Origin of the sequence: Streptomyces pinistramenti (assembly GCF_020564935.1) — a bacterium.
Lineage (GTDB): Bacteria > Actinomycetota > Actinomycetes > Streptomycetales > Streptomycetaceae > Streptomyces > Streptomyces pinistramenti.
Window position 1 is genome coordinate 16,385 of record NZ_JAJCXB010000055.1, and the last position, 14,260, is coordinate 30,644.

At 73.1% G+C, this 14,260-nt stretch carries 12 protein-coding genes and 1 riboswitch; of the genes, 7 read left to right on the forward strand and 5 right to left on the reverse strand.

Going from position 1 to position 14,260, the window contains the following annotated elements:
* Positions 1–152 precede the first annotated feature (152 nt).
* Complete coding sequence (locus tag LIU39_RS28115) at positions 153–1,040, forward strand: 2-hydroxy-3-oxopropionate reductase (RefSeq protein WP_227049717.1); 888 nt, start codon at positions 153–155, stop codon at positions 1,038–1,040.
* A 99-nt stretch (positions 1,041–1,139) separates the two neighbouring features.
* On the opposite strand, the gene LIU39_RS28120 is transcribed toward LIU39_RS28115, so the two are convergent.
* Positions 1,140–1,484, reverse strand: coding sequence for a hypothetical protein (locus LIU39_RS28120; RefSeq protein WP_227049718.1), 345 nt, complete (start codon positions 1,482–1,484; stop codon positions 1,140–1,142).
* A 442-nt stretch (positions 1,485–1,926) separates the two neighbouring features.
* On the opposite strand from LIU39_RS28120, the gene LIU39_RS28125 reads away from it, so the two are divergent.
* Positions 1,927–3,258 (forward strand): hypothetical protein, encoded by a 1,332-nt coding sequence (locus LIU39_RS28125; protein WP_227049740.1) that lies wholly within the window; start codon positions 1,927–1,929, stop codon positions 3,256–3,258.
* Positions 3,259–3,625: 367 nt separating this feature from the next.
* On the opposite strand, the gene LIU39_RS28130 is transcribed toward LIU39_RS28125, so the two are convergent.
* Together LIU39_RS28130 and LIU39_RS28135 are read right to left on the reverse strand one after the other, a co-directional pair.
* Positions 3,626–3,835, reverse strand: coding sequence for a hypothetical protein (locus LIU39_RS28130; RefSeq protein WP_227049719.1), 210 nt, complete (start codon positions 3,833–3,835; stop codon positions 3,626–3,628).
* Complete coding sequence (locus LIU39_RS28135) at positions 3,832–5,337, reverse strand: PspC domain-containing protein (protein ID WP_227049720.1); 1,506 nt, start codon at positions 5,335–5,337, stop codon at positions 3,832–3,834. The genes LIU39_RS28130 and LIU39_RS28135 overlap by 4 nt, the downstream gene beginning before the upstream one ends.
* A 230-nt stretch (positions 5,338–5,567) precedes the next feature.
* On the opposite strand from LIU39_RS28135, the gene LIU39_RS28140 reads away from it, so the two are divergent.
* The 4 genes from LIU39_RS28140 (at position 5,568) to LIU39_RS28155 (ending at position 11,262) form a co-directional block, all read left to right on the forward strand.
* Positions 5,568–7,442, forward strand: coding sequence for a serine/threonine-protein kinase (locus LIU39_RS28140; protein WP_227049721.1), 1,875 nt, complete (start codon positions 5,568–5,570; stop codon positions 7,440–7,442).
* Between the two features lie 192 nt (positions 7,443–7,634).
* The gene (locus LIU39_RS28145; RefSeq protein ID WP_227049722.1) at positions 7,635–8,912 is read left to right on the forward strand and encodes an ATP-binding protein; all 1,278 of its coding nucleotides are present in this window, start codon (positions 7,635–7,637) and stop codon (positions 8,910–8,912) included.
* Between the two features lie 184 nt (positions 8,913–9,096).
* On the forward strand, positions 9,097–9,876 hold the full coding sequence (locus tag LIU39_RS28150; protein ID WP_227049723.1) for a LuxR C-terminal-related transcriptional regulator: 780 nt from the start codon (positions 9,097–9,099) through the stop codon (positions 9,874–9,876).
* Positions 9,877–10,137: 261 nt separating this feature from the next.
* On the forward strand, positions 10,138–11,262 hold the full coding sequence (locus tag LIU39_RS28155) for an alpha/beta hydrolase (RefSeq protein WP_227049724.1): 1,125 nt from the start codon (positions 10,138–10,140) through the stop codon (positions 11,260–11,262).
* A gap of 51 nt (positions 11,263–11,313) precedes the next feature.
* Here LIU39_RS28155 and LIU39_RS28160 read toward each other — a convergent pair whose 3' ends face one another.
* On the reverse strand, positions 11,314–12,129 hold the full coding sequence (locus tag LIU39_RS28160) for a GNAT family N-acetyltransferase (protein WP_227049725.1): 816 nt from the start codon (positions 12,127–12,129) through the stop codon (positions 11,314–11,316).
* A gap of 192 nt (positions 12,130–12,321) precedes the next feature.
* On the opposite strand from LIU39_RS28160, the gene LIU39_RS28165 reads away from it, so the two are divergent.
* The gene (locus tag LIU39_RS28165; RefSeq protein ID WP_227049726.1) at positions 12,322–12,675 is read left to right on the forward strand and encodes a hypothetical protein; all 354 of its coding nucleotides are present in this window, start codon (positions 12,322–12,324) and stop codon (positions 12,673–12,675) included.
* Between the two features lie 152 nt (positions 12,676–12,827).
* Here LIU39_RS28165 and LIU39_RS28170 read toward each other — a convergent pair whose 3' ends face one another.
* On the reverse strand, positions 12,828–13,976 hold the full coding sequence (locus tag LIU39_RS28170; protein WP_227049727.1) for a C40 family peptidase: 1,149 nt from the start codon (positions 13,974–13,976) through the stop codon (positions 12,828–12,830).
* Between the two features lie 8 nt (positions 13,977–13,984).
* Positions 13,985–14,167, reverse strand: a riboswitch (cyclic di-AMP (ydaO/yuaA leader).
* Between the last annotated feature and the right edge of the window lie 93 nt (positions 14,168–14,260).

The following is a 14,260-nucleotide window of genomic DNA, read 5'->3' on the forward strand; positions in this document are numbered from 1 at the left end:
GTGCGTTCCCGTGGGTGGCGGGCGGCGATTGACGGGAGGGGTGTCGCGTCGCATGATGACCCTGGATGGCGGATTCCGCATGATGGCATTATGAATCCACTATTCGGAAGGAATGGTGAAGATTCTTCGCGGCGAGTGAGGAGTGGCGCGGCATGAGCACGATCGGATTCATCGGCCTCGGCATCATGGGCGGCCCGATGGCGGTGAACCTCGCCAGGGCCGGGCATGACGTGCGCGGCTGGAACCGCAGCCCAGGGCGGGCGGACGCGCTGGTCGCGGCGGGCGGCCGGGCAGCGGACTCGATCGCCGACGCGGTGCGCGGAGCGGACGTCGTGATCACCATGGTTCCGGCATCCCCGCAGGTCGAGGCCGTGGCGTACGGACCGGACGGCATCCTGGAGAACGCCGGCGCGGGCGCGCTGCTGATCGACCACTCCTCGATCACGCCGCAGACCTCCGTCGAGCTGGCGAAGGCCGCGGCGGGCAGGGGCGTACGGGTGCTGGACGCGCCGGTGTCGGGCGGTGAGGCGGGTGCCGTCGAAGGGGTGCTGTCGATCATGGTCGGCGGCGAGCGGGCCGATTTCGATGCCGCGCGGCCGCTCTTCGACGCGGTCGGTACGACGGTGGTGCACTGCGGTCCGCACGGCGCGGGCCAGACCGTCAAGGCCGCCAACCAGCTGATCGTCGCGGTCAACCTCCAGGCCGTCGCCGAAGCCGTGGTCTTCCTGGAGAAGTCCGGCGTCGACCTGGAGGCGGCACTGGACGTCCTGGGCGGCGGGCTGGCCGGCTCCGCGGTGCTGGCCCGCAAGAAGGACAACTTCCGCCACCGGGAGTTCACCCCCGGCTTCAAGCTGGAGCTGCACCACAAGGACATGGGCATCGTCACCGACGCCGCCCGCGCGGCCGGCGTCCCGCTGCCCGCCGGTGCGCTCGCGGCCCAGCTGATCGCCTCGGCGGTGGCCCGCGGAGACGGCGCCCTGGACCACTCGGCGCTGCTGCGCGGCGTGGAACTGCTCAGCGGCGGGAGCGAGCGGGGGTAGGCGGGGCGGGTACGGCCTCGGGCCAGTCATCTGATGGCGGGGCCGATCACCGGTCTGGCTGCGGGTCTGGCTGCGGGTCTGGTTGCTGTCGATGCAGGGCTAATTGCGGGCGAGGAACGCGCGGGCGGCGGTCACGAAGTCGGCGCGCGCGGCCGTATAGGCGCTCCAGGCGGCGTCCGGCACCTCGTTCAGCCGGTGGAACGCGCGCAGGTGCTCCATCAGCGCCCTGGCCTGTTCGACGGGGCCCACGCCCTCGACGTCGACCACGTTGAACGCGGCCTGGGTCGCGGCGTACGAGTCCCGCGTCGCGGCCAGTGCCGCCTCCTTGTCGTCGTAACGGCCTTCCAGGCGGCGCCAGATCACCGCGCCTTCGGCGTCGCTCGCGGTGAGGAAGGCTGCGTACGCGTCGCGGCGCGCGAGGTACATCAGCGGATCTTTCGTCAACTCGGCCACCTCCACCGTGCAGGGGTCAGGAGTCAGCGGTCACCGGTTGGCGGCCAGGGGGACGAAGTATCGGGTGTGGCGGGCGAGTGTTGAAGCCCTTGGGGCGTGGAGGTTCGGACGCGGTGGGGGAGTTGGGGTGAGCCGGGGGCGCGTCGGCGCGGGGGCGGGGCTCTGACCTGGGGCGGAGTCGGGGCGTCAAGGCCCCGGTGTGCGCCGTCGCCGCCCACCAGCTGGACGTTCGACGGTGCGCCCCGGTTTCTGCGGCACAATTCCCCTTCGGAGAAAAGAAGTTGACGACGGTGCCACTGCCGAGGCCCGGTGCCGGGGAGCGCCGCCGCGGACGCGGATGCGATGCCCCGGTGGGGCCGGTGAGGGCGTCGGCGCGAGTGTCGTGGCGAGTGTGGCGGGCGGTAGTGAAGTGGCGGTTGATGCGGCGGGCGGGGTGGCGGGTGCGCTCGGTGGTGAGCCGCCGGGCGGGCCGGAGGACGAGGGGGCCGGGTGCCGGTGCGGGCGGTGCCCGCAGGGGGCCCGCGCCGGGCACCGCCATGCGGTCGCCGCGTTCGTGGCGCTGCGCGAGGAGTTCGCCGCCGGCCGCGGGGTGCCGGCCGGGCTCGCCCGCTCGGCGGGAGCCGCCCGGCAGTGGGTGTCCGACGAACTGTCCCTGTCCGCACAGGCGCTGGCCGAACGGAGCGCCGGGACGGAGACCGGCTGGCTGGTGTCGGTGCGTCGCGGCACCCTGGCCGTGGTGTGGGGCGGCGTCGCCGCACTGCTGCTGGGGCAGGCGCTGACGGCCATCGGGACGGGCTGGACCGTGCACCGTACGGCGGGGCTGATCGCCGCCGTCGTGGCGGCACTCGGCCTGACGGCGACGGCCTGGCGGCACCGCGCGCACGGCGGCGTGCTGGCGCCGCTCGTGGGGGAGGACCGGCGGCTGTCCACGTCACGGACGGTGGCGGCGGGGTGGCTGGGGATCGTGGTCTATGCGGTGCTGGTGGCGGGGGTGCGGGTGTTGCTGGAGGGGGCGGGGGGTGGTGCCGGTGCGCGGGTAGGCGCCGGTGCTGGGTTCGGGGGCGGTGGGTGGTCGGTGGGCCGGGGCGCGTCCTCCGGGCAGGAACTGCTGCTCGCCGTACCGGCATTGCTCGTGCCGGCCGTCGTGTACGGGGTCGCGGTGACGGCGCGCGTCGTGGTCGGCGCGCGGGTCCGCACCGGGCGGCTGCAGAAGCCCGCCGCCGCCTGCCCCCGTGCCGTGGACCTGCTGGCCGACGACGCGGGACGGGGCAGCTTGGCCGATGCTCAGTACCTGGTGGTGAACGCGGCGGTGGCCGCGTTCGCGCTGGTCTCCCTGGCCGCCGCCCCCGAGGCCCTGCTGCTGTCGTGGGGCCCGGTCCTCCTGGTGGCCGTGTCCGCCGCCGGCTACCTGGCGGGCAAGTGCACCGAGGGCGGCCGGCCGGTCATCCTGTCCGTCGTCCGCGCACGGGAGCTGGGCGATCTCGCCGCACCGGTCCGCACCGGCGACGACATCGAGATCCGCGGCGCCGGCTTCCTCCCGCCAGGCGCCCGGACCCCGGACCGACTGGCCCAAGTCGTCGTACGGATCGGGGCGGTGCATGTGCCGGTCCCCTTGGTGCCGGTGCCCGGAGGCTTCGTCAATCCGGCGGACGGAACGCTGACCGTCCCGGTACCGGCCGACGTCGAACCGGGCCGGGCGGAGGTCCGGGTCATCACGGCGGCCGGTGTGGAGACGGATGCGTATGTCATTGAGGTGCAGGAGTGATGCCGGGTGGTGGGTGTGGCGTGCCTGTCGGCAAGGTGTGTCCGTGCCCGGTGTCACCTCCCTGACGGGCCCGGCGCGTGTGGGCGGCCCGCGGCAGGGGAACGGGCGGCGGTCTGCGGCGGCCTTCGGTGTTCTGATGCGGCGGGTCCGCGGCACGGCAGCTCCACCGCGGTGGGCGGGCGGATGCTCAGGAGTCCGGTGGGCTTCGGTTACGCCTTCTGCGTCGCCGAGTTGACGGGCGGCAGTGCGTCGGGATCCTCGTCGGCCTGCCGCCGCGACTCGTGGCTCGCGGAGCCCGGCTGCGCCCTGATCCCGATGGCGTTGTGGCTCACCGTGGGCCGGCCGGGGCCGCCACAGCCGCCCCGCTCTACGGCCGGCCGCTCGTGTGTCTTCGGCGGGCGATGGCCCAGGCGGCGGCGGTGATGCCGGAGGCCAGGAGTCCGGCGGGGATGGCGAGGAAGAGCCAGGGGCCGGGGGCGTGCCAGAGGCCGACGGCGTCGAGACCGTATGCGGTGCCGACGGCCGTGGCGGTCAGGCCGACGATCAGATGGGCCGGCTCGAACGGATGGCGCTTCACGGGTGACCTCCCTGCTGGGCCGGGGTGGCCGAGCCGGGGTGCGGTCCGGACGGCACGGTGGCGGACGGTATGCCGGCGTTGGACGCCGACGGGGGGGCGAGGCCGGGAGCGGCCGCCGGGTGTGCGGCGGGTGCCGGGGGTGTGCGGCGGACATCCACCTGGCCGACGCCGACCCGGAGCTCCAGGACGAGGGAACCGCGCGGCCTCTCGCCCTTCTTGAGGCCGTTGGCGGGCAGGGTGACCGTCAGGTCCCGCGCACCGGCCGAGATGTGGACGTCGTCGGCCGCCTCGCCCGGCAGCCGGACGTCGCCGAACCCCAGCGAGATGCGCACGGTTGCCGCCACCTGCGGGGGGAGCCTGACCTCCAGGCGGCCCGCACCCACCTCCGCGCCGGTACGGACCGTGCGGCCGTCCTTGACGGGCAGAGCGCTGAGGTCCAACCTGCCTTCTCCGGAGCCGAGTTCGTAATGCCGCTGGACGGCGGAGATGCTGGTGGGGGTCCAATGACGGTTCTGCCAGTCGGGGCTGATGGTGTCGGGCAGCGCCGTCGACACCGCCAGGAGGACGGACGTCAGCACGACCATGAACACCGTGCCGCCTCCGGTGCGCCCCACCCAGGCACTCAGCACCAGGGCCAGCCCGAACACGACGAGCGAGCACGCCAGCCCGGCCTGCAGCGCCTGGGCGAAGTGGTCGTGCCGCGCGACCGCGAGGGCGGTGCCGGTACCGGCGAGCAGGGCCGTCAGGAACGTCCAGCCACCGATCCGGCGGCCCGCCCGTGGCCTGCGCCGCGGCGCATCGGAGCGCCCGGCGGGGCCGCGGTCCCCAGGCCCGGGGACGCGCTGCCCGGCGGCTTTGGCGCCGGAGCCGTGCTCGGATTCGTAGGTGATGTCGATGCCGGGGTGCTCGGGCCCCCAGAGATAGTCCACGCCGACCGGCGTCCCCTTGAGGCGCGCATCGCGCCACCAGGACGGGGCGTTCGGCGTGGGCGGTGCCTTCGTCTCGGGCGGTGCGTCGGCGACGGCCTGGGCGCTCGCCGCGTCCATCGACTCCGGGCTCTCGCCCTCCGCGTGGCGCTTGCGCGACCAGTAGGCGGAGCCGGCCACCGCCAGCGTCAGCATGATGGCGAAGGACATGACGCTGCCCTTGCCGACCGTCGTCATGAACAGGCCGCAGCCGGCCAGCGCGCACAGCAGCGCGGTCAGCGCCGATCCCTCGACGCGGCCGGAGAGCAGCCTGCGGCCCTCGTTCTCGTCCTCGCCGTCGAGCGGGATGAGCAGCCAGGCGAAGCCGTAGACGATCAGCCCGAGGCCGCCCGCGACGGAGAGCACGGCCAGCACGATCCGGAAGATGACCGGGTCGAGATCCCACTGCCGGCCGAGGCCGCCGCAGACCCCGGCGACCACCTTGTGCCGCCGGCTGCGGCGCAGCGGCGCCGGCGGCTGGGTGGTGCCGTCGGCGCCGGGCGGTGCCGGATCCTCGGCGGGGGCTGCATCGTTCATGGACCCATGGTGACAAGAGCGGTGGAACTCCGGCATCCGTGGGAACCCTGGCAGATCCCTGAGATCGGCCCTGAGTACCCCCGATATCACCCGAGCGTTCTCATATCCACCCCGGTGAGCCCCGTGACCATGCCAACCCGTGCCCTGGGGCGACGGGCGGAGATCGACAAGCCGAGCCCGGAGACTATCGTTGCGCCCTGGATACGTACGGGTTTCCGAAGGGGCGTGCGGTGACGGAGGCGGCGTCGGTGGACGAGGGGCGACTGGTCGCCGGGCGGTACCGCCTGGTCGAGCGGATAGGCCAGGGCGGTATGGGCACCGTCTGGCGCTCCCGGGATGAGCTCCTGGGGCGTCAGGTCGCCGTCAAGCGTCTGCACGTCTCGCCCCAGCTGGGAGCGGACGAACTGGCCATGCGCCACGAGCGCACCACCCGTGAGGCGCAGGCCGCGGCGCGCATCAATCACCCCAACGTGGTGGGCGTGCACGACGTCGTCCACGACGAGGGGCTGCCGTGCATCGTCATGGAGTACGTGCCGTCGTCGACGCTCGGCGACGTCATCAAGGAGGCGGCCCGGGAGGACAGTTCGGTCTCGCCCCGGGAAGCCGCCCGCATCGGCCGCGGCATGATCGCCGCGCTGCGGGCCGCCCACTCGGCAGGCGTGCTGCACCGGGACGTCAAACCGGGCAACGTCCTGCTCGGCGAGGACGGCCGGGTCGTGCTCACCGACTTCGGGATCGCCGTCGCCAGCGGCACCTCCACCCTCACCAAGACCGGCGAGCTGGTGGGATCCATCGACTACTTGGCGCCCGAACGGGTCAAGGGCGGCACTCCGGGGCCGGCTTCGGACCTGTGGGCGCTGGGGGCGACGCTCTATCAGGCGGTCGAGGGAAGGCCGCCGTTCCGGAAGACCACCGCTGTCGAGACGGCCTACTCCATCGCCGTCGACCCGTTGGACCCGCCGCGCAACGCCGGGCCGCTGGCGCCGCTGATCGAGGCGCTGCTCGCGAAGGAGCCCGGCGACCGGCCGACGTCCGAGGCCGCCGAACAGGCCCTGCGGGCGGCCGAGGAGGAAGCGGAGACGGCGCCGATCAGCTGGCCGACGCTGGCCCTGGGCACGGTCAGCCGTGGCGCGGCCGACCAGGCCACCGGGTCCGAGGCCCTCACCCACCCGGTCACCCCGGCGGACACCGGCAGCGGGTCCGTGGCCAGGGGGACGGGCGCCGGCACGGGGGCGTACTCCGGTGCGGTCCCGGGTGCCGGAACGGGGACGGGGACCGTCACGGGGACGGGCGCCCCCATGGGCGCCGGCGCGCCGGGCACTGGGACGCCGGGCGTCGGCACGACAGGTACCGGCCCGGCAACGGGCTTCGGCCCTGCGGCGGTTGGCCCCGCGGCGGTGGGCGGGGCAGGCGCCGCGGGCGGGCTGCCCGATAACGACCGTACGGGCGTCGTGGCCGTGACGCGGCCGCCCCGTAAGCGCCGCGGTCGCGTCGTGGTCTGGAGCGCCGTCGGCGTGCTGGTGGCCGGCGGCGGCGCGGGCGGCGCCTGGTACGCGCTGCACCACAACGACGGCTCCTCGCAGGCAGAAGGGAACACCGCCCCGGTGCAGCCCGGCACACCGGCAAGCAGCATCGGGCCGCCGCCACCCCTCCCCGAGGGGATGCACCGCGTCAAGGAGAAGGATCTCGGCGTCTCGTTCCCGGTACCCGACGGCTGGAAGCGTCAGGTCAAGGACGGCGGTCGGCAGATCGTCTACATCTCGCAGGCCGAACTCGCCCAGCTGACGGTCAGCGTCCTGGACTTCTCATCGGGCGACCAGGTGCAGCACTTCAAGGACGTCGAGGCGGACCTCAAGAAGCTCTACCCGATCTACGTGCGCAAGCGGCTTCAGGACACCGTTTTCCAGAGCGATCCTGCCGCGATCTGGGAGTTCACCTTCCAGGGGCGGGCGCGCGAATACCACGGCATCGACCTCGGGTTCGGCCGCGAGGGCAACAAGGAGTACGCGATCTACGTCTCCGCGCCGAGCGCCGACTGGGAGAAGTACCGGGAAGTCTTCTCCCAGGTGAAGGACGGCTTCCGCAAGACCGATCCGGCGAGTTGACCCGGCGATCGACCCGGCGATCGACCCGACGGGCCGTTCCGACGGACTGACCTGCCGGGCCGACCGCTGAGCTGACCGCCGGGCCGGACGCCGGCGAAGGGGCAGGGCTCAGGGATCCTCAGGAAACCTCAGGGGTCGCTTCAGGGTCGACCCTGATGTCGTCGGCGCCCGCCGCGTGTGACGATCGGTGACATGACCACAGCCCCGCCGCGCGCCGGGACGAGCTACGCTCCGGCGCCCGACCCCGAGCCGCCCGTGCGCAAGCTCTACCGCAGCGCCGACGGGCGGATGCTCGGCGGTGTCGCGCGCGGTCTTGCCGGGCACCTCGGGCTGCCGGTCTCCTGGGTTCGGGTCGTCTTCGTCGCCCTCTTCCTGACCGAGGGCATCGGCGCGCTCCTCTACGCCGCCTTCTGGTTCTTCGTCCCGCTCGGTGTCGGCGGCGTGGAGGAGCGCCGGCCGGCGGCAGGGGAACCGCGCAGGCTGCTGTCCCGCAAGCCGGACAAGGGCCAGGTCTTCGCGCTGATCGCACTCCTGGCGGGCGCCCTGGTCGTCGCCTCCAGATTCCAACTGGGCCGGGGGAACGGCTATCTCTGGCCGGTCCTGCTGATCGCCGCCGGCGTCGCCCTCGTCTGGCGCCAGGCCGACAACGCCCGCCGCGCGCAATGGCTGGAGCTGGGCCGCCGCAAGGGTGTGCTGCCGGCGCTGCGCGGAGCGGCCGGGGTGGTGCTGGTCTGTGTCGGAGTGACCGGCATCGTCGTGCTCCAGGGCTCGGTGGCGCACCTCGGCTCGATCCTGCAGGCCGCGCTCGCCGTGGTCGTCGGCATCGCGCTGCTGGCCGGCCCCTATCTCGTGCGGCTGATGCAGGACCTCTCCGAGGAACGGCTGATGCGCATCCGAGCCCAGGAGCGAGCCGAGGTCGCCGCGCACGTCCACGACTCCGTGCTGCACACCCTCACCCTGATCCAGCGCAACGCCGACGAACCCCGCGAGGTCGCCAGGCTGGCCCGCGCCCAGGAACGCGAACTCCGCGCCTGGCTGTACAAGCCCGAGGGCCGCGGCAAGGAGGAGGCCGAGGAGCCGGCCACCCTGGCCGAGGCGGTGCGTACAACGGCGGCCGAGGTCGAGGACCACCACGGCGTCCCGATCGACGTCGTGGTGGTCGGCGACTGCCCCTTGGACGAGGCGCTGGGCGCCCAGATGCAGGCCGCACGCGAGGCGATGGTCAACGCCGCCAAATACGGCGGCGAAGGAGGCGCGGTGCAGGTGTTCGCCGAAGTGGAGGGCCGCACGGTCTTCGTCTCGGTGCGCGACCGCGGGCCCGGCTTCGATCTGGACGCGGTCCCCGAGGACCGGATGGGCGTCCGCGAATCCATCATCGGCCGGATGGAACGCAACGGCGGCACCGCCCGGCTGCGGTCGGTCCCCGGAGGCGGCACCGAAGTCGAACTGGAAATGGAGCGCGCCGAATGACCACCACACCGCGCGGCCCCACCCGCCCCGGACCCGGTGGCCCAGCGCGCTCCCGGCCCGGTGGCCCGTCGTGCCGCCGTATCGCCGTACGGCAGGAACCGTGCGGGGGCACGGGCCGAGAACGACACGGCGGCCCGCGCCGCGCGATGATGACCAGGCAGACCCCGACGGACGGACGGACGAGATGAACAGCGACGGCGCACAGCAGGGCGCGAACAGCGACGGCGCTCCCCAGGGCGAGGCGGCAGGGCCCGCAGGACCGGCGGCGCTCGGCGAGCCGGCCGGCGGCGGGGCGGCCGAGGGCCGGACCGTGCGGGTCGTCCTGGTCGACGACCACCGGATGTTCCGTACGGGCGTGCAGGCCGAGATCGGCGAGACCGACCGCACGGGTGTCGAGGTCGTCGGCGAGGCCGCCGACGTCGACCAGGCCGTCACGGTCATCACCGCCACCCGCCCCGAGGTCGTCCTCCTGGACGTGCACCTCCCCGGTGGCGGCGGCGTCGAGGTGCTGCGCCGCAGCGCCGCCATGATGGCCGACGCCGACCGCCCGGTCCGTTTCCTGGCCCTGTCGGTCTCCGACGCGGCCGAGGACGTCATCGGCGTCATCCGTGGCGGGGCCCGCGGCTACGTCACCAAGACCATCACCGGCAAGGACCTGGTCGACGCGATCTTCCGGGTCTCCGACGGCGACGCGGTCTTCTCCCCGCGGCTGGCCGGCTTCGTCCTCGACGCCTTCGCCTCCACGGACGCCCCGCCCGTGGACGAGGACATGGACCGCCTCACCCAGCGCGAGCGCGAGGTGCTGCGCCTGATCGCCCGTGGCTACGCCTACAAGGAGATCGCCAAGCAGCTCTTCATCTCCGTGAAGACCGTCGAGTCCCACGTCTCCGCGGTGCTGCGCAAGCTCCAGCTCTCCAACCGGCACGAACTGACCCGGTGGGCCACCGCCCGCCGCCTGGTCTAGGGCCTCTCGACAGCAGGGCCGGGTGCGGACGGTCCGCAGGCGGCGCCCCGGCCGACCGGAACGCCGCCTGGAACGCCCGGAACGTCCGCCGGACCGACCCCCGAGTGCGCCGGATCACCTCACCCGCGGAAAGAAGGGCTCGAAGAGGGGCAACCAGGACGTCGCCGTTCGCCATCTAAAGGCGCGGAGAGGCCCGCTGCCGACGCCGGGGCCGGAACCACGCCCCCGTCGCCGCGTACATGTCCTGGAAGCGAGATCCCGATGAGCCTGACGGGCACGCCCTTCTTTCTCACCTCGATCGTGCTGCTGCTGATCGCCGTCGCGCTGCCGCTGGCACTGTGGGGACGGATACCGGGCCCGCGCCTGGCGCGCGGTGCCCTGCGCCTGGTCATGCTGCTGTTCGCCCAGGTCACGGCCATCACGCTGGTATTCGTCCTGGTCAACAACGCGAACAATCTCTACGACACCTGGGACGACCTGCTGGGCACCGGCAGCCATGTGGAGGCCGCCCACGACCTCGGCCCTGACGGGCTGGGCGGCCGGCAGATCAAGAACGAGCCCCGCCAGGTCCAGCCGTTCCGTCCCGCCGACGACCCGATACTGGGCGCCGGGGTCCAGATGACCGACCTCAAGGGCCGGATCTCCGGGGTCAGCGGCGAGGTGTACGTATGGCTGCCGCCGCAGTACCACGACCCCGCCTACCGCAACACGAAGTTCCCGGTCGTCGAGGTGCTGCCCGGCTACCCCGGATCGGCGAAAGCCTGGTTCGGCTCTCTCAAGGCCGACGAACAGCTCCGTCCGATGATGATGAACGGCGAGGTCAAGCCGTTCATCCTGGTCGCCCCGCGCACCAACCTCGTCACCGGTTCCGACACCGGATGCGTCAACATCCCGGGGAAGGTCAACGCCGACAGCTGGCTGACCGTCGACGTGCGCCAGATGGTCATCGACACCTTCCGGGCCTCCGGCCACGCCCGCTCCTGGGCCCTGGCCGGCTACTCGGCGGGCGCCCACTGCGCCGCCAAGCTCGCCCTGTCGCACCCGGACCGCTACCACGCGGCGGTCGCCATGTCCGGCTACAACGACCCGGCGATGGAGGCCAGTTCGCTCGCGGGCAAGGACCCGAAGCTGCGCATCGAGTCGAACCCGCTGCACATCCTGAAGTCGGCCAACGCGGCCGGAAAGCCGCCGCGTACCGCGCTGTACGTCTCCGGCGCATCGGGCGACGGATACCAGGCAGGCGTCGGGCTGCGGCAGCTGGCGCAGCGGCCGACGACGGTGACCGTGCAGCAGATTCCCGCGGACGCCGGCGGGCACACGAGCGCGGTCTGGCGGCAGCAGATCCCCGAGATCTTCCGCTGGCTGACGCGCCACGTCACCGCGTGAGACGGGCGGACGCGGCAGCGCAGCTCGTGCCGCGTCCCCGTTCGCTGCGGGTCACCGCGGGCGGACCGCCGCCGTGACCGGCGCGCGCAACTCCCAGCCCAGCGCCTCGTAGAGGGCGCGGCCTTCGGGGCTGGCGACCAGGACGCCCTGCGTGGCGCCCGCCGCGGCCGCGCGGGCGGCGAGGGCCGCCATCACCAGCCGGCCAAGACCCCTGCGGCGGTGTCCTGCCGCCGTGCCGATCATGTCGAAGACGGCGGACCGCGGTCCGGGCACGGCGCCGGACGCCCCGCCGGTGAGCGCGGCCAGGCCACTGGCGGCCGGGGGTATTTCCGGGCCCATTTCCGGGTCGGCCTCCGGGCCCGCCTCCGGGCTTCCCGTACGGACCGGACGAGGCGTAGGGGCCGGATGAGGCGTACGGGAAGTGCGGGCCCCAGGGTCCGTGCCGTCCAGGACGATGCGGGCCTCGATGAGGCCGCCGTCCGCGTCGTGGCGGACGGTGAGGCGGTAGCCGGGCGGCGGCGTGAGGTCGCCGGGCGGTTCCAGCGGGGCCGTCATCAGGTATTGGGGCTCGCTGAACTGCCAGCCGGGAGGCAGCAGCGGCTCGATCCGCTCGCGCGGCGCGCAGACCTTGAGCCACAGGCCGGGCGCGTCGATGCCGCGGACCAGCTCGCGCAGCACGTCGGGGTCGGCTGCCGGAAGGACGTAACGGGCGACGTGGCGCGGCTGCCCGACCTCGATCCGGAAACCGCCGGGCACCGCCAACGGCACGGCGGTCCGCCGGGCCCGCGCCCAGCCGTCGGCCCAGACGCCGACGAGCCGCGCGAGTTCGGACGGCGGGGCGGGCGGGGGAGCCATGGCGGGATCCATGGGGCAGAGCGTAGGCCGCGCCCGTGATCTACTTCAGCCGGATTTTCCGGGCCGGAACGGGCGCACGGTACGGCCCCTGCGGGCTCCCGCTGCCGGGCCGCCGGCCGGCGGCCGCGAGAGCACACAGGCGTGCGGAACGGTGCAGCGCCCTGCCCGATGGGTCGTGTTTTGGGCGGGCTACGATCCAGCACTATGGACGTAGTAATCAACATCTTCGTCGGCCTGCACATCATCGGTATCGCCTCCCTCCTGGGCGGCTTTCTGACCCAGATGAAGGCGATGAGCGCGGGCACGGCGCGCTTCGTGCCCGCCATGCTGCACGGCGCGCTGACGATGCTCGTCACCGGCATCGTGCTGGTCGGCCTGAACCAGGCCCAGGGCAGCCCGGTCGACAACATCAAGATCGGCATCAAGCTGGCCGTCCTGGTGGTGATCCTGGGCCTTGTCTACGTCAAGCGTGACGAGGAGAAGATCGCCAAGCCGCTCTTCGGCACCGTCGGCCTGCTCACGATGGTCAACATCTTCATTGCGGTGCTCTGGACCTGAGCCCGCCGGGCCGGGCCCGCCCAGGATGCCGCACGGTGAACCGCGCGGCCCTCGCGTCGTCGGTCGTTCCGACCGTCCGGGGGCCGCGCGGTTCCGTGCTGCGGGGGGGGGGCCTGGGGTGCTGTGGGTGTTCCTGGGGTGCCTCGGGGGCGCTAGGCCGGCCGGATGCTCCCGTAGACCGGCATGTAGTAGATCGACTCCACCCGCACGCTGGCGCCCGGCTTCGGGGCGTGGATCATCTTGCCGCCGCCTATGTACATCCCGACGTGGCTGATGTCCTTGAAGAAGAACACCAGGTCGCCCGGTTGCAGGTCCTTGGTCGCCACCCGCTCGCCGGTCTTCACCTGGTCCCACGTCGTACGCGGCAGGCTCACACCGGCCGCCTTCCAGGCCGCCTGCGTCAGCCCTGAGCAGTCGTACGAGTTGGGGCCGGTCGCGCCCCAGACGTACGGCTTGCCCATCTGGGCGCGGGCGAAGGCGAGCGCCTTCTTGGCCTTCGTGAGGGACGTGCCGTCGCCGGATCCGCCGGCCGATCCGTCCGTCGAGCCGTCACCGGACCCGCCGTTCCCCTCCGGGTTCCCTTTGTGCTCCTTCTCGGCCTGCCGGCGCGCCATCTCATCGGCCTTGCGCTGGGCCGCCTCCTCCTTCTTGCGGTCCAGCTCGGCCAGGCGCGCCTTCTCCTGGGCGGTCAGCCGGGACAGCAGCTGCCGGGCCTCGGTCAGCTTGGCCTGCACCGTCCGCTTGGACTCCTGGAGGGCGGTCTGGGACTCCTGGAGCTGCTCCAGGCTGTGGACGGCCTCGGCACGTTCGTGCGCGGCCGCTGCCTGCTGCTCCTGGTAGTCCGCGACCGCCTGCTGCTGACGTCCGGTCAGCCGCTCCATGAGGTGGCTGCGGTCGGCGAACTGCTGCGGATCCTTGGCGAGGATCAGCTGCGCCGTCGGGCTCATGCCACCGGTGCGGTACTGCGCGGCGGCGTACGTGCCCAGCTCCCGCCGGGACGCGTTGAGCTTGTCGGTGCGGTGCGCCGCGGAGTCCTGGAGCTGGTTCACCTTGTCGCGCCGCTGCTCGGCGCGTTCCTTGACGGCGTTGTACTTCTGGGTCGCGACCTCGGCCTGGCGGTAGAGGTCGTCGACGTTCTTCTTGACCTCTTCGACGGTCGGCCTGGGGCTGCTGGGCGCCGCTTCGGCGGACTGCGACAGCAGCGTGACCGAGGCGAGGGCTGCGGTGGTGATCCCGACCGCCGTGCGGCGGCTTCCGGGTGAGGCGAGGACGCGGGTGCGCGGCTTGCGATGCGACGCCAAGGCCGGCGACTCCTTCCGTGGACCGCCTACCGGGTTAGCTGTCGGGTTCGGGCGGTGTCGCAGACGGAAGGCTTGCCCTACGGTCCGTACGTCCGCGCGCGGCGGCCGTACCGATCGATTCACCCCGGTGGTGCTGGTGGGTTCCCGGCTCCGGGTGCCGTGGGGCAGGCCGGACTCGGCGGGAGCGGCCCGTGCGCACGCTGTCGTACGCGGGGATGCGGGCTGCCCGAGCGAGCACGGTAGCCAACTCGTGTGGCTCCTGTGAAGGCTGATGTTCGAATTGC